This window comes from Spirosoma litoris, assembly GCF_054776755.1.
Map to the genome: position 1 here is coordinate 32484 of NZ_BAAHBI010000072.1, position 25248 is coordinate 57731.

At 47.5% G+C, this 25248-nt stretch carries 18 protein-coding genes; 6 read left to right on the forward strand and 12 right to left on the reverse strand.

Annotated elements, in window-relative coordinates:
- Positions 1-70: 70 nt before the first annotated feature.
- Positions 71-2140: a putative porin gene (locus tag ACYVGR_RS34945; RefSeq protein WP_460965139.1), complete on the reverse strand. Its 2070-nt coding sequence runs from the start codon at positions 2138-2140 to the stop codon at positions 71-73.
- Between the two features lie 63 nt (positions 2141-2203).
- Positions 2204-3268, reverse strand: a complete 1065-nt coding sequence (gene lpxK, locus ACYVGR_RS34950) for a tetraacyldisaccharide 4'-kinase (protein WP_460965141.1) — start codon at positions 3266-3268, stop codon at positions 2204-2206.
- An 83-nt stretch (positions 3269-3351) separates the two neighbouring features.
- On the opposite strand from lpxK, the gene ACYVGR_RS34955 reads away from it, so the two are divergent.
- Together ACYVGR_RS34955 and ACYVGR_RS34960 are read left to right on the forward strand one after the other, a co-directional pair.
- On the forward strand, positions 3352-4443 hold the full coding sequence (locus tag ACYVGR_RS34955; protein WP_460965142.1) for an o-succinylbenzoate synthase: 1092 nt from the start codon (positions 3352-3354) through the stop codon (positions 4441-4443).
- A 34-nt stretch (positions 4444-4477) separates the two neighbouring features.
- Entirely contained in the window at positions 4478-5977 is a 1500-nt protein-coding gene (locus ACYVGR_RS34960; protein WP_460965144.1) for a helix-turn-helix domain-containing protein, read from the forward strand.
- A gap of 62 nt (positions 5978-6039) precedes the next feature.
- Here the strand turns inward: ACYVGR_RS34960 and ACYVGR_RS34965 are convergent, their stop codons facing one another.
- The 4 genes from ACYVGR_RS34965 to ACYVGR_RS34980 form a co-directional block, all read right to left on the reverse strand.
- Complete coding sequence (locus ACYVGR_RS34965) at positions 6040-7509, reverse strand: efflux transporter outer membrane subunit (RefSeq protein WP_460965146.1); 1470 nt, start codon at positions 7507-7509, stop codon at positions 6040-6042.
- A complete protein-coding gene (locus tag ACYVGR_RS34970; protein ID WP_460965148.1) occupies positions 7484-10672 on the reverse strand; it encodes an efflux RND transporter permease subunit in 3189 nt (1062 codons plus the stop codon). Before ACYVGR_RS34970 ends, ACYVGR_RS34965 begins: the two co-directional genes overlap by 26 nt.
- 107 nt (positions 10673-10779) lie before the next feature.
- Positions 10780-11922, reverse strand: coding sequence for an efflux RND transporter periplasmic adaptor subunit (locus ACYVGR_RS34975; protein WP_460965150.1), 1143 nt, complete (start codon positions 11920-11922; stop codon positions 10780-10782).
- A gap of 151 nt (positions 11923-12073) precedes the next feature.
- A complete protein-coding gene (locus tag ACYVGR_RS34980; RefSeq protein ID WP_460965151.1) occupies positions 12074-12478 on the reverse strand; it encodes a hypothetical protein in 405 nt (134 codons plus the stop codon).
- Between the two features lie 134 nt (positions 12479-12612).
- Between ACYVGR_RS34980 and ACYVGR_RS34985 the strand changes: the two genes are divergently transcribed.
- On the forward strand, positions 12613-13152 hold the full coding sequence (locus ACYVGR_RS34985; RefSeq protein ID WP_460965153.1) for a GNAT family N-acetyltransferase: 540 nt from the start codon (positions 12613-12615) through the stop codon (positions 13150-13152).
- A gap of 102 nt (positions 13153-13254) precedes the next feature.
- Here ACYVGR_RS34985 and ACYVGR_RS34990 read toward each other — a convergent pair whose 3' ends face one another.
- From ACYVGR_RS34990 to ACYVGR_RS35000, 3 genes are all read right to left on the reverse strand, one after another.
- Positions 13255-14328, reverse strand: coding sequence for an alpha-hydroxy acid oxidase (locus ACYVGR_RS34990; protein ID WP_460965154.1), 1074 nt, complete (start codon positions 14326-14328; stop codon positions 13255-13257).
- A 156-nt stretch (positions 14329-14484) separates the two neighbouring features.
- The gene (locus ACYVGR_RS34995) at positions 14485-15060 is read right to left on the reverse strand and encodes a hypothetical protein (protein ID WP_460965156.1); all 576 of its coding nucleotides are present in this window, start codon (positions 15058-15060) and stop codon (positions 14485-14487) included.
- A gap of 209 nt (positions 15061-15269) precedes the next feature.
- Positions 15270-17537: an aconitate hydratase gene (locus ACYVGR_RS35000; protein WP_460965158.1), complete on the reverse strand. Its 2268-nt coding sequence runs from the start codon at positions 17535-17537 to the stop codon at positions 15270-15272.
- Positions 17538-17863: 326 nt separating this feature from the next.
- Here ACYVGR_RS35000 and ACYVGR_RS35005 point away from each other — a divergent pair, with 326 nt between their 5' ends.
- Together ACYVGR_RS35005 and ACYVGR_RS35010 are read left to right on the forward strand one after the other, a co-directional pair.
- Positions 17864-18331 (forward strand): CHRD domain-containing protein, encoded by a 468-nt coding sequence (locus ACYVGR_RS35005; protein ID WP_460965159.1) that lies wholly within the window; start codon positions 17864-17866, stop codon positions 18329-18331.
- 77 nt (positions 18332-18408) lie between these two features.
- On the forward strand, positions 18409-19176 hold the full coding sequence (locus tag ACYVGR_RS35010) for an IS5 family transposase (RefSeq protein ID WP_460965161.1): 768 nt from the start codon (positions 18409-18411) through the stop codon (positions 19174-19176).
- 160 nt (positions 19177-19336) lie between these two features.
- On the opposite strand, the gene ACYVGR_RS35015 is transcribed toward ACYVGR_RS35010, so the two are convergent.
- Both ACYVGR_RS35015 and ACYVGR_RS35020 read right to left on the reverse strand, forming a co-directional pair.
- Positions 19337-19822 (reverse strand): Hsp20 family protein, encoded by a 486-nt coding sequence (locus tag ACYVGR_RS35015; protein WP_460965162.1) that lies wholly within the window; start codon positions 19820-19822, stop codon positions 19337-19339.
- 62 nt (positions 19823-19884) lie between these two features.
- On the reverse strand, positions 19885-20148 hold the full coding sequence (locus ACYVGR_RS35020; protein ID WP_460965164.1) for a hypothetical protein: 264 nt from the start codon (positions 20146-20148) through the stop codon (positions 19885-19887).
- A 371-nt stretch (positions 20149-20519) separates the two neighbouring features.
- On the opposite strand from ACYVGR_RS35020, the gene ACYVGR_RS35025 reads away from it, so the two are divergent.
- A complete protein-coding gene (locus ACYVGR_RS35025; protein ID WP_460965166.1) occupies positions 20520-21767 on the forward strand; it encodes a S1C family serine protease in 1248 nt (415 codons plus the stop codon).
- Between the two features lie 11 nt (positions 21768-21778).
- Here ACYVGR_RS35025 and ACYVGR_RS35030 read toward each other — a convergent pair whose 3' ends face one another.
- Complete coding sequence (locus ACYVGR_RS35030; protein WP_460965168.1) at positions 21779-25153, reverse strand: CotH kinase family protein; 3375 nt, start codon at positions 25151-25153, stop codon at positions 21779-21781.
- Between the last annotated feature and the right edge of the window lie 95 nt (positions 25154-25248).

Genomic DNA, 25248 nt, shown 5'->3' on the forward strand with positions numbered 1-25248 from the left:
AGATTCTTTTTATTCTGTAAGGCACACCTCCATCTTTTCGAAAATGGCCAACTCTATTCAAACGAAACTGTCAGTCAAACAAGTACCAATCGACTCCAAATGAGAAACCTCGTCGCATTTGCAGAAAGCCGGGGGAAACAAAATAGCCTGCCTGGGGAAGCCCCTGATTGGCATGCGTCAGTTTTACAAATAATCTCGTTCGGTTGACGCGCAGATTCGCATACAGGTCGGCAAGTATAGCCCCCTCTACCTTCTCGGTATTCTGAAGGTAAAACTGTTGGGTAACGGGCATATAGGCATCGGCATAATAAGGCGATTTGTAGTGTAGATCTACCCCCGTCTGAATATATAAGACCTTCGAATATAGGAATTCGTACTGAATGCGGGTATTTATGAAAAATGGGGGCATATGTATAACCTCTGGCCCAGTTGTCTGTTTCGTATAATAAGCCTGGCCTGAAATCAAAAATTTACCGAACTGAAAATGATAGCCTAACCCTGGTCTAACAATAGTAATTGTTTCAACTTTATCACTCTGACCCGTTTGCCGAACCCCTGACGAATCAAAATAGACATAATTATCCAACAGATCTAAATCCAAACTTGGCTGAAGCCTATATTTTTTATATTGTATATTTAGTTTCCCATAGAAGTTTAAATAATTCCGATTTACAAGCGGCTTAAATCCATTTGTGGCATCTGGCCAGAAATATACCTTACTTTGAAAGCGCTGCTGGACTAATGTTGGCGCAAGGGAAATATAAGAGCCGCCAGCCGTTAGTAGCTTACTGTCGAATTGGCCGGCAATACGTAAATTTCTTGCCTTAGCATCAGTAATGTTTATGGGAGAAAACTCCCCTTCAACAGTCAGTCGAGATAGACTATCCGGAAAATAATAACCTAACCAGCCGCCAAAGAATGTTTCAAGCCCAGATCCAAAAGCTTGATAGTCATTAAATGCCGTTCTGGATGTATTATAATGCATAGACTGCTTATAATTCCGAATGCGGAGATAAGCCCGGTAATTGAACGATGACCCTTTATACTGTGCACTTCCCTTGATCCCAAACTGGTTTTCCAGCAAATTATAGCGGTTTAGCTGAAATATACGCGAGGTATCGCCCAGGATGGCGGGGTAAAACCGGATTGGCGTTGTCGAGCCGGGTGGCGTAACGGCCTGATTTAAGCTTAGGGTATCATCCTGATAAAAATTCTTGTGCGACTGATAGTCAAATTTGTGATAGAGTTGAAAGCCTTTATCGAGTACATATTGGTGGTATGCATGCCAATCGTTACGAATCTCCCAACCGTGTGGCCCCTGTACGGACGTACTACCACTCCGCAGTCGTGCATCACCCTCATAGTTATAGATGATAGGCGTGACACCATCGGCTTCCAGCCCCGGCAACACCCCACCCTGCTCATCGAGGCTATGATTCATGTTGTTGAAATGGGCCAACAGGGTATATTTATCGTTTTTCGAGCGATAATTTGTGTGTAGTACGACCGCCCAGTTCTGCGCCAGTAACTTATGCGGGTCGGCACTTCCGCTGGTACCAAAGATCTTCTGAGACGTAAATCGCTGGACATTGAACCCTACATTCCAGCGGGGGTTGATATTTTGGGCCATATCGAAGCGCAAAATATTCTGACTGTTCCCGCCCAACGCAATATACATATCCGTAAAAGGCGACTTTGTATTATAGTATTTTACGTCTTTAGTCTGATACGCATAGGGATTAAATACATAGTAACCTGATTGCGCCCCCAATTGCTGAGGAACCTGCAAAAATACCGGTCGTATGGGCGTACCCAGTGTTCCTAAATCCTGTAACTGATTCTGGCTGCGTTGCACATACGTAAACCGATGAACTTCATCCATCGTAGTATCCAGCGTGTAGAGCTTCTTCCGATTGTTTAGTACATCATCTTCCAGTACGTATCGTGTTGACTTAGGACCATAGATAACTTTTGTCGAGTCGTCGATAATACCAGTGCCTTTATTACCCGTCGTGGAGGCAGGCATACTCTGCCGTCCCCCGAAACTATTCGGAACCCCACCCGGCATTTGCCCGATCTGTGCCTGGCCCTTGAACGATAGAGCCAGTATAAAAACTAAAACAAGAAAACTCCGATTCATTAGGTCAAAAGTACGCCAAAACGCGGCACAGCCGAAAACTCAACTAAACATTACGCTCGGTATTTAAGGATTTTTAAAGGCATTAGCATCCAGAAATTGCGCAAAACCTCTTTCCTGACCTGACAAAAACTGCACAGCGACAGGCAGATAGAAGAGCGGCAGGTTTGCCCGTTCTTCCGGGCTGAGCAGTGCATCGAGCTTCACCCAATCTTTCTCTGTTGTCAGTACGGCTGTAGCTGGCGGCAGGGTAGCCAGAATTTCCTCCAGCACAGCTCTCGCATACACATAATGATCGGCAAAACGGTAATGCTTAATCAGGTTGAATGTCCGTCTGACGTATTGTTCGAGCGGATCGGCATTAGCCAGCCCTGAAATCAGGATTACATCTCTCAAGTCAGCCGTTGGCTGGTGCGTGGCAAACGCCATTGGAGCACTGTACGCCAACCCGGCAAAAAAGATCGGGGTGTCTGGCTGGGTATACTTCCGAATTCGATTGGCAATCCGTTGTTGCTCTGTTGCCCATAAATCTGTCGGGCATTTGGTCACCACTATACCATCGGCCCGCCGGGCGCCCTTCCTGGGTTCACGCAACCGACCAGCGGGAAATGGGTAGTCGTCATAAAAAGGGCGATTGTAGTCCATTAACAAGATGCTCAGGTGCGGTTGAACTGCCCGGTGTTGAAAGGCATCGTCGAGCAACACCTGCTTCGTTTCGGGATGAAGAGTTAGTAATGACTGGATGGCATCGACCCGGCGCTCCCCCACACACACCCGAACCTGCGGGCTAAACTTTCGGTAAAGTTGTAAGGGCTCGTCGCCAAGGGTATCGGCTGTATCTGTATCGGTAGCAATCCGAAAGCCGCGCGTCCGTCGACCATAGCCTCGGCTCAGCGTAGCCGTCTCACCGGGCTGACTTGTCACTAAAAAAGCAGACCGTTTAATCAAAAATTCGATCATCGGCGTTTTTCCAGTACCGCCAACTGTTAAATTACCTACGCTTATGGAGTAGACAGAAGGTCGAATTGACTTCAATAAGTGTCTATCAAAGAGCCAATTACGGATACCTATAAGCAGACTATAAAGGCCACTGAGTGGCATGAGTAGCCATTTGCCGACCAAACGTTTCATTAATATTTTCGTAATATTGCCCGGTTGAGCAGCCAAAAGTAGTACTTTTAGGACTGGGAATCCTCGTCCTGGCCATCCTTACAATGAGTTTAAAAGCCGACTTCCTACCATACACGTTGCATTTTCGCTTCGAAGCGGGTACGTCGCGCGGCACCCTAACGAAAAAAAAATCCTACATTATCCGGCTCTTTGATGATGAGAACCCGGCTATTGTTGGCTATGGTGAATGCGGCCCTCTTGCTGGCCTCAGCTACGACGATCGGCCTGATTTTGAGGAATGCCTACACAATTACTGCCTGGAGTTCAACGAATTAGACCTTCAACTGTTTAGCTGGAATCTGCCGATTGTGCTCAATCAAGTGATCAGCCCTAAATTTCCGAGCATTTTATTCGGCTTCGAAACGGCTATGCTCGACTTTCTGGAAGGTGGGCAACGTATCATCAAAGCATCAGAGTTTACGACGGGGCAACGCGCCATTCCGATCAATGGATTGGTCTGGATGGGAAGCCCGGAGTTCATGCGCCAGCAAATCGAAGAAAAGTTGCAGGCGGGTTATACAACGCTGAAATTAAAAATTGGCGCCCTCGATTTTGATCAGGAATGTGACTTATTGGCCCTGATACGGGATCGGTTTACAGCCGACCAGATCACACTTCGGGTCGATGCAAATGGGGCGTTTAAGCCCGATGAAGCGATGGCAAAACTCGAACGGTTGGCCACTTACAACCTGCATTCGATTGAACAGCCCATACGCGCTGGTCAGCCTGATTTAATGGCCGATTTATGCCGCCACACGCCTATTCCGATTGCCCTTGATGAAGAACTCATTGGCCAAATGGAATACGTTCATAAATTTAGATTACTAAAAAAAATTCAGCCGCAGTTTATTATCCTGAAACCAACGTTATTGGGCGGATTACGTCATTGCGATGAGTGGATCGAACTGGCCGGTCGATTAAATATTGGCTGGTGGATTACGTCGGCGCTGGAATCGAACATTGGGCTAAATGCCATTGCTCAATACACCGCACAATTCAAACACTTGCTACCTCAGGGACTAGGCACGGGACAATTATACCATAACAATATCGGTAGTCCGCTGTTTACGTCACAGGGTTTCCTCCATTACAATCCGGCTCAGCCCTGGGATTTCAGCTCTCTTTCGGCTGATTGATCCAGCACTGCACTACTTAACAAACTCGTATCCGTTGAACCTACCTGCCGATCATATCCGATTACTGTTTGGCCTGAAATTACGCCAGCTCCGACTCGATAAAGGCCTGTCAGTTAGCGAATTGGCCCAAAAATCAGGTTTATCGATTTCGTATGTAACGGAAATAGAAAAAGGGCGTAAATATCCTAAAGCAGATAAGATTTCGGCCCTGGCCAATGCGATGCAGGTTGATTATGACTCTCTGGTTTCGCTTAAACTCAGCAAGAAGTTAGAACCCATTTCGGACCTACTACGCTCGAAATTCCTGACGGAAATTCCGCTTGAGTTATTCGGTATCGACCCATCTGATTTGCTGGAGCTACTGGCCGAAGCCCCGGCAAAAGTCAGTGCTATGATTCGGACGTTCATGGATATTGCCCTGAGCTATAACATGAGTGTAGAGCGGCTATATCTGACAATGCTTCGATCGTATCAGGAAATGCACGACAACTATTTCCCCGAAATTGAAGCCGAGGCCGATCAGTTTCTGACTGAATTTGCCCCAAATGATCGACCGGTTGAAGAAGTCTTGCTAGTCAATCTGCTGAAAACCCGCTACGATATTCGGATTGTGCAGTTCGATACGCTTACCAATCCTGAGTTAGTCTCCCTGCGATCCGTTTTTCGGCCCGAGCAGCAAACATTACACATAAATGCCGGACTATCTCAGGAACAACGCGTCTTTATTCTGGCCAGGGAAGTCGGATTTCAATTTTTACAGCTCAAAAACCGCCCTTATACGTATTCCTGGGTCGAAGCCGAATCGTTTGAGCAAATTCTGAATAATTACAAAGCCTCTTATTTTGCCGGTGCTATTCTGATTCGTAGAGAAGCGCTGATTACAAAAATCAGCCAGCTTTTTGCCCGAGACACCTGGAGTAGTGAAGACTTCCTTCAACTCATAACGGAGTTCGGCTCAACGCCTGAGCGCTTTTTTTACCGGCTCAGTAATATTCTGCCAAGCCATTTTGGCATCGATCAACTGTTCTTTTATAGATTTAACCACGTACCCGGCCAGACGACGTTTAAGCTGACCAAAGAGATGCACCTTTCGCGTCAACAAGGGCCGCGTGGTATTGTCGATGAGCATTTTTGCCGTCGGTGGATTGCCTGGACCATTTTACAGGAACTCCAGTTTTTACAACAACACAAAGGGTTTGATGATACCCTTTGTCGGGCACAACTCTCCGAATACGCCGATTCCGGCCTTCAATACCTGATTATTTCAGTAGCGCACCCGTTTCAGCCAGAGTTTCAGCAAAACATGAGCGTATCTATGTGCTTTGCGGTCAACGACGCCTTGAAAAGCAAGATGAAATTCCTTAACGCGCCCAATGGAATTAAATCGTTAACAGATATCCCGTTTCGGGTTGTTAATCAAACCTGCGAACGCTGCGGTATATTCGACTGCCGGGAGCGTGTAGCGGCTCCAACCGTACTCCAAAAGAAGCGTCATTTCGAAGCCACTAAAAAGGCAATGGAAAAACTTAAATGATGTATGATGTAGGATGTATGATGTATTGTCTGGCTAATACATCATACATCCTACATCATACATTACCTTGTTCCTCCGCCCAAGGCCCGATACAGGCCGACCAAGGCTAAAAACTGGGCTCGCTTGGTCGTAATCAAGGCCAATTCGGCGTCTAGTACGTTCCGCTGAGCGGTGATAACTTCCAGATAGGTTGCATATCCATTGGCGAACAACTCATTCGATGTAGCAGCGGCCTGACGTAATACATCGACCTCTTGCCGCTGTACGTTGGCCACGTTTCGGTAGTTGTCTAGCCCCTTCATACTACTTACCACTTCCGAAACCCCCGTTAGTATAGCGCGTTGGTACGAAAAATAGGCTTCTCGGCTTTGTGCCGTTTTTATCGCTAGGTTGCCCTTAACCTGTTTTCGATTAATGAGCGGAGCAGAAAGTCCACCCAACACCCCTAAGGCCACCGACTGCGGGTTCAACAACACATTGGGACGAAACGCGTTGAATCCTAAATAAGGCGATAGGTTCAGCGAAGGCCAAAACTCAGCCCGCGCAACCGCTACATCGACATTAGCGGCTTCCAATTCCCGCTCAGCCTGACGAATATCAGGCCGACGGTATACTAATTGAGTAGGCAAACCCACGGAGACCGCGTTTGGCAGTAGCTGTTTTTCAATCGATACGCCCCTCGGCACGGCCTGCGGATAGCGTCCCAATAGTGTATTCAATTGATTTTCAGCCTCAACAATCTCCTGCTGTACCCTACCTTCTAAGCCACGTGTATTCAACAGCTGCGCTCTGAACTGCTGTACGGCCAGCTCCGTCACCCTACCGGCGGCTTTCTGTACTTCTACTAATTCAAGGGCCTTCTGTTGTAGTTCAATGTTTTCGCCAATGATTTCCAGTTCGGCATCCAGCGCTAACAGCGAGTAATACAATCGGGCGACATCGGCTATTAAAGCGGTAACCACCAGATTTCGGCCTTCTTCAGAGGCCAGAACGCGTGTGTAGGCAGCACGTCGGCCATTGCGGAGTTTTCCCCAGATATCCAGCTCCCACGAGCTACGCAGGCCCACAAAGTAGTCGGGTGTTGGGTTCGGAATACGACTTGATCCCGAAATATTATCTGATAAGTTTGTGTCGTAATTACCGACTCCATTGAGTGTGTAACGGCCATAGCGATCGACACCCGCTGTCGCAACGGCATCAACTCGGGGTAACAAAGCGGCCTGGCTGATCCCATAACTGGCTCTGGCGATGTCAATTCGCTGAAGGGCAATTTTCAAATCGGGATTACGGGCGAGTGCCGTATCGATCAACGCAACCAGTTTGGTATCTGTAAACAACGTTTGGTGAGGCCACTCACCAATACTGTTTGAATCTACCCGTTCTGTGTTAGAACCCCGAACAAACGACTCAGGTACAGCCATTTTAGGCACCGGAGCAGGCGTATGTTGAATCCGGCAACCGCTCAGGTAAACGGCAAAAGGCAAGCTCAATAAAAAAGAAGCGATATTAAGATTCTTGAAGAACGGCACCATTGGTATTCGTTTTGGTGGATACTGATTTTAGGTCGTTGGTTGGCGTTTGTTTCGGTCCAAATCGTTGCGCTAGTTTCGCAAACAACACATACAGACCGGGTACGAGCACCAGACCAAATACCGTTCCGATAAACATACCGCCCGCTGCTGCCGTACCGATTGATCGGTTACCTAATGCTCCCGCGCCCGAAGCAATACAGAGCGGAATCAACCCGGCAATGAAGGCCAGTGAAGTCATCAGAATAGGCCGTAATCGCGTCACGGCTCCTTCAATGGCTGCTTTAACGATAGGTAGTCCTTCCTGTTGCCGTTGGTTGGCGAACTCGACAATCAAAATGGCATTTTTACCAAGCAAGCCAATAAGCATCACCAGCGACACCTGGGCGTATATATTGTTTTGCAGACCTGCCAATTGCAGACATAGAAACGAGCCAAATAGCCCGGCAGGCAAGGATAACAAAACCGGCAATGGCAAAAACAGGCTCTCATACTGCGCTACCAGCAGCAGATACACGAAGACCAGACAAAGCAAAAAGATCATAATAGCCTGATCGCCAGATAGTACTTCTTCTCGAGACATGCCCGACCAGGCAAACGAGTACCCTTTAGGCAACTCTTTATCAGCTACTTCCTGAACCGTTCGTAACGCATCGCCACTACTATACCCTGATGCCGGATCGCCGTTGATCATTGCCGACATGTACATGTTGTAGCGGGTAATCTGCTCTGGTCCATATACGCGCTCTAATCGAATGAAATTGGAATATGGTACCATTTCTCCCGCTTTATTCTTAACCCGAAGGTTCAAGATATCTTCCGGCTTTGCCCGGTATTCGGGAGAGGCCTGCACCATCACTTTATACATCTGTCCAAACCGGATGAAGTTAGACGCATAATAGCTCCCCATCAGCGTTTGCAGTGTACTCATCGCATTATCGATAGATACGCCTTTCTGCGCTGCTTTGTCCTGATCGACCTGTAGCAGATACTGCGGAAAACTCGGGTCGAAACTCGTAAAAGCATTGCCTATTTCGGGGCGTTTTTTCAACGCAGTAATAAAGGCATCCGCCACTTTTTTGGCCTTTTGCAGGTCACCAGAACCCGTTCGATCAAGCAAGCGTAATTCAAAACCGCTGGAATTACCAAAACCCGGAACCGTTGGCGGTGGAAAAAACTGAATGCTGGCGTCCTGTACTCCCTTCGTTTTTGCTTCCAGAGCGGCAATAACTTCGTTTAGAGACTGTTTGCGTTCGTCCCAATTTTTGAGGTTGATCATGCCCATGCCGTAGGAAGCACCAACGCCATCGGTCATTAGACTAAACCCGGCCAGTGTCGACACGTTTTCAACCGATTCCATCTTCGAAGCTACCTGCTGAATTTTGTCCAGCACATCTTCGGTTCGTTTCAGGGTTGCCCCAACGGGCGTGGTTACACTCACGTAAATCATGCCTTGATCTTCGGTCGGAATAAACCCGCTCGGTAACAACGAAGCAATTCCCCAGGTACCTCCCGCAAATAGGGCCAACATGCCTAGCGTAATCACCGTCCGACTGGCAACCCGTTTCAGTACTCGCTGGTAGCGACCGGTTAACGCATCGAAGCCGCGATTAAACCAGGCGAAGAAACGACCCAATAGCCCCGTTGCCTGATGGTCGTGCGCTGGGCGTAACAACAGGGCACATAAAGCGGGGGTAAGCGTAACCGCATTAACACCAGAAATAACAATGGCCACCGCCAGTGTAAGTGAAAATTGTCGGTAGAAAATACCCACCGGTCCCGACATGAACGCGACTGGTACGAACACCGCCGACATAACCAGCGTAATCGCAACCAACGCGCCACTAATCTCTTTCATGGCGGCAAACGTAGCTTCTCGGGGCGGCAAGTGGTCTTCACTCATTTTCGCATGTACGGCTTCTACCACCACAATGGCATTATCGACCACAATACCGATAGCCAGCACCAAGGCAAAGAGTGTGAGCAAATTGATCGAGAAGCCGATCATACTCATGAACGCAAAGGCTCCGACCAGCGCGACCGGCACGGCCAAGGCGCAGATCAGCGTTGAACGCCAGTCCTGAAGGAATAGAAAAACCACCAGAAAAACCAGGATGAAAGCCTCGATCAGGGTACGAATTACTTCATGAATAGACGCATCCAGAAAGCGCGACACGTCGTAGGCGAAATTATACGTCATGCCAGATGGAAAGTTGGTTTTCTTCAACTCGGCCATCCGGGTTTTCACGTTATTAATGACATCGCTGGCATTGGAACCAGGACGTTGTTTGAGCATAATCGATGCCGACGGGCGACCATCTGTTTTCGACAAAACGTCATAATCCAGGGAACCGAATTCAATTTCAGCCACGTCTTTCAGACGCAAAATTGACCCATTCCCTTCGGCCCGAAGCACCAGGTTTTCGTATTGTTTGGGATCGAAGAATTTACCACTATAGCGAAGCACGTATTGCAGCATTTGCGGAGCGCGATCGGCACTTTCTCCCGCCTTACCTGGGGCAGCTTCCACATTCTGCTCACGGATGGCATTGATAATCTCATCGGGCGAGACGCCATAGGAGGCCATACGATCGGGTTTAAGCCAGATTCGCATCGAGTACTCCCGCGAGCCCATGATGTCGGCAAACCCTACCCCATCGATCCGTTTTAACTCGGCTAATACGTTGATATCGGCAAAGTTGTAAATAAATTTTTCGTCGACGCTAGGGTCATCGCTGAAAATATTGAGGTACAACAGCATACTGTTTACCTCTTTTTCGGTCGAGACACCCGCTTTGATCACCTCTTCGGGAAGTTCGTCCAATACAGTCGTTACCCGGTTCTGGACACTCATCGCTGCCAGATCGGGATCAGTACCGACGTTAAAAAATACCTGAATCAGGGTCGTTCCGTCGTTACCTGATACCGAGTTCATATACACCATACCCGGCACCCCGTTAATAGCCCGCTCGAGTGGCATGGCTACAGCCTTGGTGGCAACTTCGGCATTAGCTCCTGTGTACTTGGCCGTTACGGTTACGGAAGGTGGCACAATATCAGGAAACTGCGTTACCGGTAGTCCCATGAGTGCCAGAAAACCCAGCAACGTTATCAACACCGAAATAACCGCCGATAACAGTGGGCGTTTTATAAATAAATCGAACATGAGGAAAAGAATTACGGTATTTGGTTTTAGGTATACGGTGGGCTGTCGCATGATTTATTGGCGCGTCAGCCCACCGTATACCTAAAACCAAATACCCAAAATCGTCTTTACTGTTGAGCAAGCGTGTTTTGAGTAGTCAGGCTATCCGTCGAAACAACTTCAGGAATGATCTGATCGCCATCCCGAACATTTTGAATACCTTCATATACTACCCGGTCACCGGGTTGCAGACCTGACCGAACGATGTAGTTCTGACCAACACGCGCCTGAGGCACGAAACTCCGTGATTTCACCTTGTTCGCCTTGTCGACTACATATACATAGTTTTTGTCCTGCACCTCAAACACCGCTTTTTGAGGGACCAACAAAGCATCGCTTACCACATTTGGCAACCGAATTTTACCCGACGAACCGTGTTTCAACAGTTTTTGTGGGTTCGGGAAACGTGCCCGAAACGCAATGGTGCCAGACTCTTCTTCAAAGACGCTTTCCATCGTTTCGATCCGACCCTTTTGGGGATATGGTGTTTCGTCGGCCAGCATCATCTCAACCTCCTGCCCATTTTTACCGATCAGATCCCGATGTTTTTTCAAAAAGCCGAGATACTCCTTCTCCGAAACATCGAAGTAGGCAAAAACTTCATGGATATCAGACACTTCCGTCAACAAGGCCCCTTCTTCAATCAAACTGCCCATTTTGAAGGGAATTCGGTTAATAACGCCATCGAAAGGGGCTCGTATGTTGGCGTGAGCTAGTCGAAGCGAAGCTGTTGACTGCGCTGACTGAGCTTCTTCAATCTGAGCGCGGGCAGCATCGAGTTTAGCCTTGGCTAATTCCAGTTCGGAGGGGGAAACAATCTTTTTATCGACCAGCAACTTCACTCGGTCAACTTCAACTTCCGCCGTTTTAGCCCCAGCCTGCGCACTTTTCAAGCTTGCCCGAGCTTTATCGAGTCCGACTTTATACTCAGCGGCATTCAGGCTAAACAGCAGTTGTCCCTGTTTAACCGTCTGACCTTCATCAACATATATTTTTTCCAGGAAGCCAGATACCCGAGCGCGAATTTCCACGTTTCGAACGGCTTCTAATGTAGTTACGTAATCGCGTTGGAGCGTAGTTGCCTGGCGGGCCAATTGAACGACGGGCAAGGTCAGCTTTTCGGGCTCCTCCGTTTTAGTCCCATGCGCAGAACAGCCAGCAACAAGGGCGCTAATCAACAGACCTTTCGTCCATCTTACCAAATTTTCCATAATTGAATCGAGTATACGGAATCCCTAACCAGACGATATGGGCATACCTCTCCAGCTAAGCGGTTTCCTGAAAATGAATAATGTATTCGTATAGCAACAGCTCACCAATCATAAGTGAGCACAACGGCAAATCAGAGACTACCTCCCTGATTTAAACTACTAGTTGTGGGGGCGGAGCCACAATTTCCTGTATATGGGTAGGAATAGACGTAAGCCGAAAAGGAACGTCCTCCGTCAATAGGTATTGAACGGGGGCAATAATGGGGGTAAAAACAAATAGTGGAATGAAATCGTAATCAAGTTCAAGTACGGTCAGTTCCGATTCATCATCTGAGTCGTCGTGTTCGGGAACCGCGTCGTAAAATCCGAAACATTCTTCCAGCAGAAACTCACCAATACTTTCAATTTTATTCACCGATAAATCTTCATGATAGGCAACGGCTCGACTCGTCAGCTTTTCCGTATTCCGGACACCAATGCTCAGATTGATAACGTTCAACGCCATCAATAAACCAAGCAGCCGATAAATCAAAAAATTATAATATTGCCCTTTCATATCGTTCGGAAATCAAATATAGTCCGAAAGCAATATAAACTCAACTGATTCCTTATCAGTTAGTTATAAAACTTAGATAAAGCTAATTGATTCAAAGATAGATTAAATTTTGATTAAAACTTTCTAATCTAAGCATGCATTTCCTGCACATTACGGAGCCTCACCCCTATCTAAATACGATCCGAATCTGGTATGAAGACTCATTTCCGTTGGATGAACGGCGTGATTTCGCTGATTTGGTAACACTCCTCTCCTGCCCGGATATGCATCTTTGTGCATTGCTGGATACCCATCATCAACTGGTAGGCTTTATCATTTATTGGCAGTGGTCAGCCATTCTTTTTGTTGAACACTTTGCCATTGACCCAACACAACGCGGGCAACAATTTGGGCAGCAGGCGCTGGAGCAATTAGTACGTATGGATTATACGTACCTAATTCTGGAAGTTGAACGACCAGAAGACGAGTTGAGCCAACGGCGGGTACGGTTTTACGAACGGCAGGGCTTTACGCTAAATCCATTTGATTATTTCCAACCACCTTATCAACCGGGAAATGCTCCCATCCCCATGCGATTGATGTCGATTCCGGCCATTACGAATCAGGAGGATTTCGAGCGATTCAGTCAATTGATAAAAACGCAGGTCTATGAACGATTTTACAAGCGCTCGTAAATTGGCTTAGCCACAGAGGCTCAAAGAACATAGAGGAATAAATAAGCTACTTAAAACTCCGTATTCTCTGTGCCTCTATGGTTAACCCTATTTTGATGTAGATCAAATCGGTTGCCAGAGTACGGATCGGTCGATGCTGGCAAGGGTAGCTCTACCCGTTAGTGTCATGGCCAACTCAAATTCGGTTCTGAGTATATTCATTACTTTGGCGACTCCGTCGGCACCACCGCATGCTAGCCCAAAGCAAACAGGTTTACCAACCAATACGGCATCAGCTCCCTGCGCCAGCGCTTTCAGGACATCGGTTCCTCGTCGGATGCCTCCATCCATAAGTACCGGAACTCGTTTGTTCACTTGATCGGCGATGCCCGGAAGCACATCGATGGTAGCGGGCACTGTATCCAAATTGCGGCCGCTATGGTTCGATACAACGATTCCCAACGCACCCGTCTGGATAGCCAGTTCAGCATCGACTGGATTTAAAATACCTTTTAGCAGAATGGGAAGTTTAGAAAATGACCGTAGCCAGTCGATATCAGCCCATGACAATAACTTCTTCTGATCGCCCAATCCATGCATATAAGGAGCAGTTATACCTTCAGGCAACCGGAACCCCGCCCGATCCTGTCGATTTCTGACTCCGGGAACGGGCGTATCTACCGTAATACACAATGCACGACACCCCACAGCTTCTGCTTTTTGCACCAGATCCTTTACCTGGCTTCGATCATCCTGCACGTACAATTGAAACCACAAAGGCTGGGTAGCCACCGCTGCGATTTCTTCCAGGGGAGTGGTTGTAAACGAGCTGACAACATAGGTAGCCGAAGCTGTACCAGCGCCACGAGCCGTTGCCAGTTCGCCTTCGGGGTGCATGATTTTATGGAACGCGGTTGGCGCAATGAGAATCGGGTAGGGAAGCTCCTCTCCGAACAACGAAATTCGCGTATCAAGGTGGCTAACGTCTCTCAGTATACTTGGATTAAGTTTCAGGTTGTCAAGCGACTCCCGATTCCATCGTACGGTCAGTTCATCGGCAGCTCCGCTGGCCACGTATTCGTAAGCCAGTGTTGTCATTGCTCCTAATGCCTTTTTTTCAAAATCAAAGAGATTGATCAGGTCGGATAAATCAACGGGAGTAGTTGGATGGATTTCGGAGTTTCGTAGGCCGTTCATAACTCAGAAAGAGTAAACTCTGGCCGAGCTACCGTTGTACAGCAAACTGGTAACCATAGAGGCACAGAGAACACTGAGAGAAAATAGAATAAGATCAGTTTTTTAGCTTAGTGTTCTCTGTGTCCCTGTGGTTACTATCTTTTCCCGATTAGTCATTCAGGGATGCACTATTACAGGCAAGGGGAATCGAATTGCTGTTGAATAATAGCTCCAATCACTCCCTGCTGTCTGTTCCAAGAACCCATATATCTGTTGCGAAGGAGGTACATTACTAAACGTTAACGCAACTGCCTGTTTGCCATTCAACACTTTTGTTCCTGCGTTTCCAACCGTGCCGAGTCCAGCATTCCCCTGAAGACTGAACTGATTCTGGCTGGAGTTCTCGATTAAAAAGACCATTACGTAATTGGAAACCGAGGTTATTCCATAGGCGATTGGCTCAAAATGCATCTGGATAGTCGGATTACGGCTGGGTGTATTTCGTCTATCGAAGCTAGCGTAGGGCGTTGTAGCATCAGCCTGGACAATATCAGGCCGGATAAATGTAAGATTGGTGCGCCCTTTCCCTACCGTTCTCGTTACGCTCAACGTATCGATTGAGAAAAAATTGGGTAAGGGAAAGCCTGGAACCAAACCAGGCGACGCAAACGTATCCAGTAATTTTTCAATAGAGGTCTCTGCAACAAAGTCATCGAAGTTGATTCTGTTCTTTTCAAATTTTGTTGGTTTCATCTGTTTAGGCCGTTTAAAGTAGTTCCTGCTACAAAGTTTACAGCTTCAGCAAACGTTTTTGTATCTGGTTATTATCAAACGGTAAACTATGCGTAGTAATACGCTAAGATGGCGCAAGGCTCCAGCCTTGCGCCATCAACAAGCTAGCCCGGTCAATTGTGATTAGCAATCGACCGGGCCAGCTTGTTAACTAGTTATGTACCTATTAATTACGCGTTTTGCTTCATCCGAATGATATTCAGCGCAGCTCCTGCTTTAAACCACTCAATTTGGCCTTCGTTGTAGGTATGGTTCACAGGGAACTCATCTGTGGTGCCATCAGCGTGATGCAGAACGATTTCTAGCGGGCGACCTGGTGAAAACTCGGTCAGGCCATCGATGTCGATCACGTCATCTTCCTGAATTTTGTCGTAATCAGCTGGATTAGCGAACGTTAACGCCAGCATACCTTGTTTTTTCAGGTTGGTTTCGTGAATACGAGCAAATGAACGAACCAAAATAGCCCGAACACCCAGGAAGCGAGGCTCCATAGCTGCGTGCTCACGCGACGAGCCTTCACCATAGTTCTCGTCACCTACTACAATCGAACCGATGCCCGCAGCTTTGTAAGCGCGTTGAACGGCAGGCACTTCGCCGTACTCGCCGGTCAGTTGGTTTTTAACGCTGTTAGTCTTCTCATTGTAGAAGTTCACCGCGCCAATGAGCATATTGTTTGAAATGTTGTCGAGGTGACCACGGAATTTTAACCAGGGACCCGCCATCGAAATATGGTCGGTGGTACACTTGCCTTTCGCTTTGATCAGCAATTTCAGCCCTTTCAAGTCAGTACCCTCCCAGGCAGGAAACGGAGCCAGGAGTTGCAGACGATCCGACGTTGGCGAAACAATCACCTGTACATTCGATCCATCCTCAGCAGGAGCCTGATAACCAGCATCATCAACAGCATATCCTTTAACGGGTTGCTCAATACCCTGTGGTTCGTCGAGCATAACCTGCTCGCCCGCTTCATTGGTCAGCGTGTCGGTCATTGGGTTGAACGTCAGGTCACCCGCAATAGCGAGTGCTGTCACGATTTCGGGCGATGCCACGAAGGCGTGGGTGCTGGCGTTACCGTCATTCCGCTTGGCAAAGTTCCGGTTGAAGGATGTGATGATCGAGTTTTTACGGGTCGGGTCGTCCATATGACGCGCCCACTGTCCGATACAAGGTCCGCAGGCATTGGCCAGAACCACGCCACCGATCTCTTCGAACGTATCGAGCAAACCATCGCGCTCAGCCGTGAACCGAACCAGTTCCGAACCCGGCGTTACCGTAAATTCAGCTTTGGTTTTCAGATTCTTCGCCGTAGCCTGAGCCGCTACCGAAGCCGAACGAGTCATGTCTTCGTAGCTGGAGTTGGTGCAGGAACCAATCAGACCGACTTCCAGTTTGGCAGGCCAGTTATTTTCTTTCACCGCTTTGGCGAAGTTCGACAACGGCCACGCTAAATCTGGGGTGAATGGACCGTTGATGTGCGGTTCCAGCGTCGACAGGTCGATTTCGATGAGTTGATCGTAATACGAAGCAGGATCAGCATACACTTCATCATCCGATCGCAGATCAGCTTTCACGGCGTCGGCTGCGGCAGCAATATCAGCCCGGCTGGTCGCTTTCAGGTAATCGGACATTTTCTCGTCATAGGCGAAAATCGAGGTAGTTGCTCCAATTTCAGCACCCATGTTACAGATGGTCCCTTTACCCGTAGCCGACAGGCTCTCAGCACCTTCGCCAAAGTATTCAACGATGCAACCCGTTCCGCCTTTTACGGTCAGGATACCCGCTACACGCAGAATAACGTCTTTGGCCGATGCCCAACCGCTCAGTTTACCAGTCAATTTCACACCGATCAGCTTCGGCATTTTCAATTCCCAGGCCAGACCCGCCATGACGTCGCAGGCATCGGCACCACCAACACCAATAGCGATCATACCCAGACCACCCGCGTTTGGTGTATGCGAATCCGTACCGATCATCATACCACCCGGAAAGGCGTAGTTTTCAAGTACGACCTGGTGGATGATACCAGCACCGGGTTTCCAGAAACCAATGCCATATTTATTGGAAATAGACGCCAGGAAGTCGTATACTTCTTTGTTCTTGCTCTTTGCAATATCTAAATCCTGAACGGCTCCTACTTCGGCCTGAATCAGGTGATCGCAGTGAACGGTAGAGGGAACAGCTACTTGAGGCCGACCTGCCTGCATAAACTGCAACAACGCCATTTGGGCCGTTGCATCCTGCATAGCCACACGATCAGGGGTGAAATCTACATAGGCTTTTCCCCGCTCAAACGCCTGGGTTGTTTCGCCAGCAAAAAGGTGACTGTATAAAATTTTCTCCGACAAGGTCAGCGGTTTGCCCACTGCCTTCCGGGCTGCTTCGACGCGTTTACCGAGGTTAGCGTATACGCGCTGAATCATATCTAAGTCAAAAGCCATAGTAAGTAGGATAACAGGTTACTGAAAATATATTCTATAAAGACAACCACAGAACTCAGTAAATGGATTCCAATACGTGGCTTAAAAGTAGAAGTTTCTGGCTCGTTTTAGAAATATTCTGATAATTTGGAACTGTTCTGATCATGAATGCGAACCAGTGATCCAGAGACTTATAAAAGATACCGTACCGTTCGCTCTATTTATTTGTCACATTTTGTAGAAAATAGTCATTTAGCGAGTATCTTGTTGATTAAATTCGCATTAACCGTTGGTTGTAAAGTACAATTCACCAAACGAAAACGGTTGATGTATAGCTACTAACTCGTATGAATAAGAAAAACACAATCCTATCGATTACTGCACTACTGGCTTTAGCCTTTGCTTTTTCATCGTGTAAAAACGATGAAAACCCAACGATAACCTCCACAACAACTAAGTTAACAGCAACGCTCAACGGTGCCAGCGAAAAACCAAATTCTACTTCCTCCACCGCTACGGGTACCTTTACAGGTGTAGTTGATGAATCAACCCGTGTCTTAAGCTACACGGTTACGTACACTGGTCCCTTCACATCGTCGTTAACAGCTGGCCACTTGCACCGTGTTACGAATACAACAGCATTGACAGGTGGGGTTGAAATACCCTTCACGAGTTTAACTAGCCCAATTATCGGTACATTTCAATTAGCGAATCAGAATCGGGTAGATAGCCTTAAGAATGGTTTTTATTACGCTAACCTACATACGACGGTATACCCTGCCGGTGAAATTCGTGGCGATATCAAAAAACAATAGTTTAGTCTTAGAGTATGTTTTGGATAGGATAAAATAGAGAATCGGTCGTATCTTGAAATCGCCAGATTATCAAGAACATGAACGAAGCCGTCCACGAACTGACCGATTCTCAGTGGAAACTTATTGAAAAAACTCTGGATGACCAACGCCAACGATGGCATTCCTTACGAAGTATCGTTAACGCTATTCTTTCCATCAACCGAACGGGAGGGCAATGGCGGGAGTTGGATAGCAAGTATCCACCTTGGCAAACCGTCTACTACCATTTCCGTCAGTTTAAGCTACGCGGTATTTGGGAAGAATTGCTCGACAAACTGGTTGTTACAGAACGAGTTCGTCAACACCGACAAACCACACCGAGCTTGTTAGCCATTGATAGTCAATCTGTTAAAATTATGCAATTTATCGAAGAGGAGACGGGTATCGATGGGGCCAAAAACATTAATGGTCGCAAGCGTAGTATTGCCGTTGATCGCTTGGGTTTGCCCTGGTCGTTGGCGGTCACTTCGGCTAACACCTCGGATAATGAAGCCGGACGATTGGTTATAGACCGACTGCGGGGTAAAGTACCCCGTCTCGAGGTGATTGCAGCTGATCATGGCTACAAAATCAGTTTTATGGCGTACGTTAAAGAGCAATATGGCTGGACAATCGAGATTGCACAAAAGCCCGAAAGCGGTCGAGGCTTTGTGCCGGAAAAGAATCGTTGGCCCGTCGAACGCAGTTTTGGATGGCTCAACTTTAGACGACGATTGTTCCGCGATGTGGAGAAAAGCGTAGAAAGTTCGGAGGCTATGCTACGAATTGCTTTTATTTCCATTATCCTAAATCGATTCGCCAAATAAACTACCAAAACAAACTCTTAGATTCTTTTGATTCTATAGATCCTTTAGTATCCTCAGAATCTATAGAATCAAAAGAATCTAGTTCGACAAAGCACTAGCTACAAACAAAAATGCCAGTCCCTAGAAACAGGGACTGGCATTTTTGTTTCATCAAAGCCAATTACGCTACGGAAATCGTCTGTGCAGGCTTGTTAGTAGATGGATTCTTTGGTAGAATTACTTTCAGCACGCCATCAGCATAACTAGCCGAGATGCTTTCGGTAAGAACTTTATCGTTGAGTTGGAACGACCGTTCGAACGACTGGTTGCCGTACTCCTGATACGTATACTTGCTCGATCCGGTTGACTCTTCGGCATTCGACTGATCAGTGCTCTGATAGGAAATCGTCAGGACATCGTCTTTAACTGTCAGCTTAACATTCTCTTTTACCAACGCTGCGGCAAAGAGCGAGATCGTATACTCGGTATCGGTTTCTTCGATGTTAACAGGTACGTGCTGGAAGCCTCCTGCATGCCGTCCAAACGTTGGCCCGGCCCAGAATGCGCCGAATTTACCGCGTCCAAACGGGCCACCAAATTTACCACGGCCCCAGTGACCTCCGCAATTTCCTTTATGTTCTGATTGAAATGCTTGTTTATTATACATGGTTATGTGTGTTTTAGTCTTGTGTTTACTGATTTTGTTTTTGTGTGTTTACTTGTTCTGGCTTAGCCAATTGGAATAACCCGTTCATAACGTTGTACGCTTATGGGTGAACGATAGGTTGGATTGTCGATGGATATAATATTCGATGACTGCCAGCCACCCCGTTCAAATCGTCCGAATGACCGGCCGGCTAAACGGGCGCCTGCTACGCGGACCACCAGGAATAACCCCAAACCAACCAGCAATACTTTTACTATAAGGGTAAGTAGAAACAGGACTAACCCGACCGCCAGTGCTACACCAGCTACTCTCCAAATGATGTTCATGTTGTTTATTTTTAAATGGTTTCAGAAAAGCCTTCTTGCCAGAAGTTGACAGAGACGAACATTGACGGCCGATTTTTTCGAGACGCCAACTTCTAGCTTTGGGGCTTTAGTAGGGATGACGGAGAAGCGGGTCGTTTTACTTTAAAAAATCGTAAACTTTTTTTCATGGCTTAACCATCAACGAGTTTCCGGACAGTCACCATCAAACACAAAGCCCTAATTACCAATCACTTAAAATCAAAACACTATAGTTTTATTGAATAGAAAAAGTCAAAAATAGTTAGTGATAACTATTGAGGTTAGCGTAGAATCGGTTGACTTTTAGGGCATAAAACATCCAAACGCGAACTCCTCAATTTAGTCAACCCACTATGAAATTATCGGCGGTTTTATTAGTACTCTGTTTGTCAGTTGAACTTGTTGCCTGCTGGAAGCGAAAAATGCCTGTTGAAGACGTCATCGCTCAGGCCGACTCTTCGGTGGTGGAAGTCAAAGGCTATCAGGCGAACAACCGGACTATGCTCGGCACCGGGTTCGTCATTGACTCAAAAGGTCTGATCGTAACCAACTACCACGTCATCCGCGATGCGGAACGAATTGAGGTTACCTTATCGAATGGCCGAACGTATCCGGTGCTGGGGGTTGTAGACTATAATTATAGCGATCCGGGCTATCCCGATTTTGCCATACTCAAAATCGATGCAGAAACCGATCTGGCTGCCCTCCCACTGGGTAATGATGATGAATTAAAATCGGGCGAAACGGTTGTGACGATTGGCAACCCCATTGCTTACGCCCACACTCCATCTGTCGGGAATTTCGCTCAGCGTCGGCAGCTCGACAGTGTAGCTTACCTACAAATAACTGCGCCTATTTCGCACGGGAATAGTGGTGGTCCGTTGCTGAACCTCTATGGTGAAGTTGTTGGCATCAATACGCTTGGCGATGAGCGTGGTCAAAACCTAAATTTTGCGTTATCGGTACAGTACATCAAAGATGCCCTCAATAAACAAGGACACGCTGTTCGCTATACTGTTAATGACGTACTGGCGATGCAGAAAAAACGAGATACCGAGCAGTTTGAAAAACTGTTCACTACCTACGAGCATCCGCAGAAACTATTTTCCATGCTGTATCCACGCGGCTGGCAAACGTATCAGGGAAGCCACTGGCGCTATGGGGTTGATCCCGATACCAGCTATGTATACACCTGCGTGTTTGCGCCGGAAGGTGCCTACAATTCAGAAACAGGTTATCTGGCCGGTGGCATTCGGGTAATTTTCTATCAGCCACCCAGTGGTCGGGTGTGGAGCGGCATTCTGAACCGTTGGCCAGCGGCTTTCAAGCGACGAACGCTGGAAGCTAATAACGGTTTTGCCTTTACAGATTCGTCGGTCATTACGCTTGATCAGATTCCAACCCGGCTCTACACCGCCATTGGTCGAAATGAAAATATCAGCGAGATTGAACTGGATCGGTTTATCGTATCGGGTCATCCCAACTACCTGCTTTCGGTCGAATTAGCTTGCCCTAACAGCCAGTCGCAGGTTTATGATACCTATTACCGGGCCATTTTACAATCGTTCCGATTTGGTCTTGAACGGGGATCGGCACCGTAAAGATCAGCCCATTACTGATTTTTGATAAATGCTGAAGCTTCGTTGTTCACGTATTGCAGCTGCCCGGTCGGTTCGAAGCGAATGCTGTGGGCTAATGCCGTATTCGCTTCTACGGTAACTATGTGTCCGTCACTAATCACGACATCGTCACATACACTGGGCACTCGCCCACAGCCCCACGTACTGGCCGTATGCCAACTTCCCGACGACACACTCTGGCAACCGCCCCGTTTTACAATAATATCGTCAATGCGAAGCTGATCGCGTGCTCCAGAGGTGCCTACACCGGTATAATAATATTGCCACAAGAGTTGAATGTAGGGTTTGTTGAGCAGCGTTGCCGGTAGTGCCACCGGGCCAATTACCTGACTATGTCCCGCTGTGGCATTCCGGACATATTCAACCGGATTATTGGCCGCGTCTAACAAATCAGTAAATGGGCCAGAATTCCCAAGGCGGTAGCGAAGTCGAATATTGTATTGACGCGGATTAGGAACCACTGTGCCTCCTGTCCATTGTATCGAAGCCTCCGTAAGATTCGTTGTTCGTAACGCTAATACCATGCCTCCCAAGGCCGTAGAAATATAACCAGCCGGGCCACTCCCCGTATTGATAAACGACATACCGTCGGCGCCAAGTCCATTTATACGGGTAGCGCTGGTGAGGTTATAGCTTCCTTTCACCGTATCGGCCACCGCATACGTGGCCGATAAAGGAGGATCTTCCTGGCTCATGCTTACAAAGTGCATGTTTGGTGGATACGTACCTGCTGGAGTCGTGGCTGAAAAACTCTCGAAGCGGTATTCGCAGCCACTTAGGAGATAGGCAGCCGGTTTGCCAACAAGCGAATTATCGATATCGAAGAAAGCTGTAAGCGTTCGGTTCGTGGTCGGATCGAAACTATAGGCCGTATCGGTTGAAACGACAGTTCCGTTTTCCTTCCAGGCAATAAATCGATACCCAACCAACGGCTTAGCTACAATTCGTATCACATTGCCCTGGAAATAAACCCCTGTCCAGGGATAAGGATTTGCCGCGACCCCAGCCGTAGTTGGCAAAATATCGATGGTATTCACTTTTACATAGCCCTGAGTAGCATCAGACACGGCCAGGGTAATGTTTCGGTTGGCGCTCAAGCTAAAGCGGGAGCGAATATGATCGCGCACATAAGCAGGACGCTGTTGCAGGTAAGTACGGACAATATTAAGATTACTCAACCATTTGGTCGGCGAATTATTGGTTTTCCATCGACTGAAATGTTCCGTCATCAACGGCTGGTAGTCCTGCTGGAAAGAATTGAGCAAGTCGACCGTGCGGCTCGTGATGAAGGTTGTGTTGAGTAGATCAGCAAAGCGATTGATAAAGTACGATTGATAACTAGTTACCTCCAGCAACCGACGCAAGAAACGGGTATATTCGGTAACGTCTGTGCCATAGCTCCCGATCGACGTAGCTCGGTCAAGCGAGTTGGACGTATAATCATTTCCCGCTCCCAGTGTCCAGTCCATATCGTTCATCATCCAGCGGAATCGCCCGTCGTGGCCTTTAGGCGCATTCGGCAGGTACTGACTGGTTCGCTTACGCCAGAGTTGCTGGTTATTGTACGGCCAGTCGAAATTTCCGGCGAAGATCTCAGCTATCTGGTAGTCCGAAAAACTCGCTACATCCATTCGTTGGTTAACATAGTTATAATCAATTGTCTGCGAACCAACGAAATAATCCTTGAGGGCATAGAAATTCACCAGGTCTCCATTATCAGCTACGTAAGCCCCATAATCGAATTTGATCACATCAACACTATCCGGGTCAACCGCAAAATTTCGGTTCAGATAATATTGATCATACCGTTCCATTAAATTGTGAACTCCCCAATATTCGCCATTCATAAACACAACACTGGGGCGGTTCGACTGCGTCTCAAAGGGCAGATGACGCACCATTGTCTGCATATACGAATCAATCAGGGTAGTGAAATCCCAGTCGTTGCCACCGCTGCGGAGCAACAATCGATTGTAAAACTGATTGATAGGTCGGTTATCGAAAAACGAATAGGTGAAGTCGTCATCACCATACAACCGCACCGCTTTACGGGGAACGGACCGCGAGCAACCACCATTGATGGCCATATCGATACGTTGCTTTAAGAGCGAAGTGCCATTCATAAAAAACTGCACATGGGCTGGCCGTTGCCAGTTATCGCTCTTATTCGAAAAATTACCGGGCGAACAGAAAATACTTTCGGCAGTTGGATTCGCTTGTCGCCAGCCATCGAATGTTGCCCCTGCCGTATAAATGCCGTTTGAGTAGTCAAATAACGAACCTTCATTGGTGGCAATCGAAATAACGGGGACATTGCCAAAGCGCGTAGTAGGGGCAATAAAATAGGTCTCGGTAACAATGTCGCTAATCAGTGTATTGGGCTTGTATGCCACCGCCCGCACCACGGTTCCTTTAAAAACGGGTGTCGTTGGTGCGTAATAGGGCGACGAATTGAATGTCGATGATTTAATCGACAGCTTGTTTGGTGAACTGGTCTGGTCGCTAATGGTAAGCGGGGCCGTGTAAGTTAAACTTCGGTAACTCTCCGTTAACAGCGATCCATTTCCCTGACCGGGCTGTTCGACGTAGTTATTTTTATACTGAAAAGTATTGGGACCTGGATTGGTCGGATCAGGCTCTGAACCATCCAGTGTGTAGTAGATAGTAGCGGTCGGATCGGGCGAGGTAAGTGTCAGGCTAAAACCAGTTGTGGAGAAACCACCTGCCTGCGAAAAAATCGGCGCACTCAAGACGGTTGCGTAGCCTGTTTTAGCATTGTTACTTGCTCCTGGACTCGTATTGTTAACCGCATTCGTGCGCTGAAAATAAAACCAGGTTGCCGATCCGTCGGGTTGCCGCCCCCAAGAGACGTCAGTCCGCTGAGGGCCAAATGTTACCTGGTCAACTATAGTCGTACCATTGGGTTGTACCAAGCTAACCATCTCTCCGTTGGCCGAGAGTTTGAAACCAACATGGAGTGGCCCCCGGCTGGTAACATCGCTTGCCCAAATCAACAGGTACCCATTGGCCGGAATGATCGTTTGGGAAGAACCAGTCGGCAGTCGATATTTTGTTAATGTGCTGTTATCAGATAGGTAATAACCACCAATATTAACGGTGGTCGAATTTGGATTATAAATCTCAAACCAGTCTTCATAAGACCCCGAACCATCTGTAATAGTCCGGGCGTTGGAAGCCATAATTTCATTGATATATAGCTGTTGGGCTTTGCTCGTAAGGCCTAGCCCAAGGAGGAAAATGGCTAGGTAAAAGCTGCTAATTATTTTTTTTAAATTAAATTGTGGAATAGTTTTCATTTTCGTGGATTTTGTAAAACGTTGCATCATTTATTAATACAAAATCTACGCCGTTATTCAATTTTCAGAAGGCAGATGCCCCTTCTTACATAAGAGAGAAAACAAAAAGCACCCCGGCAACATAG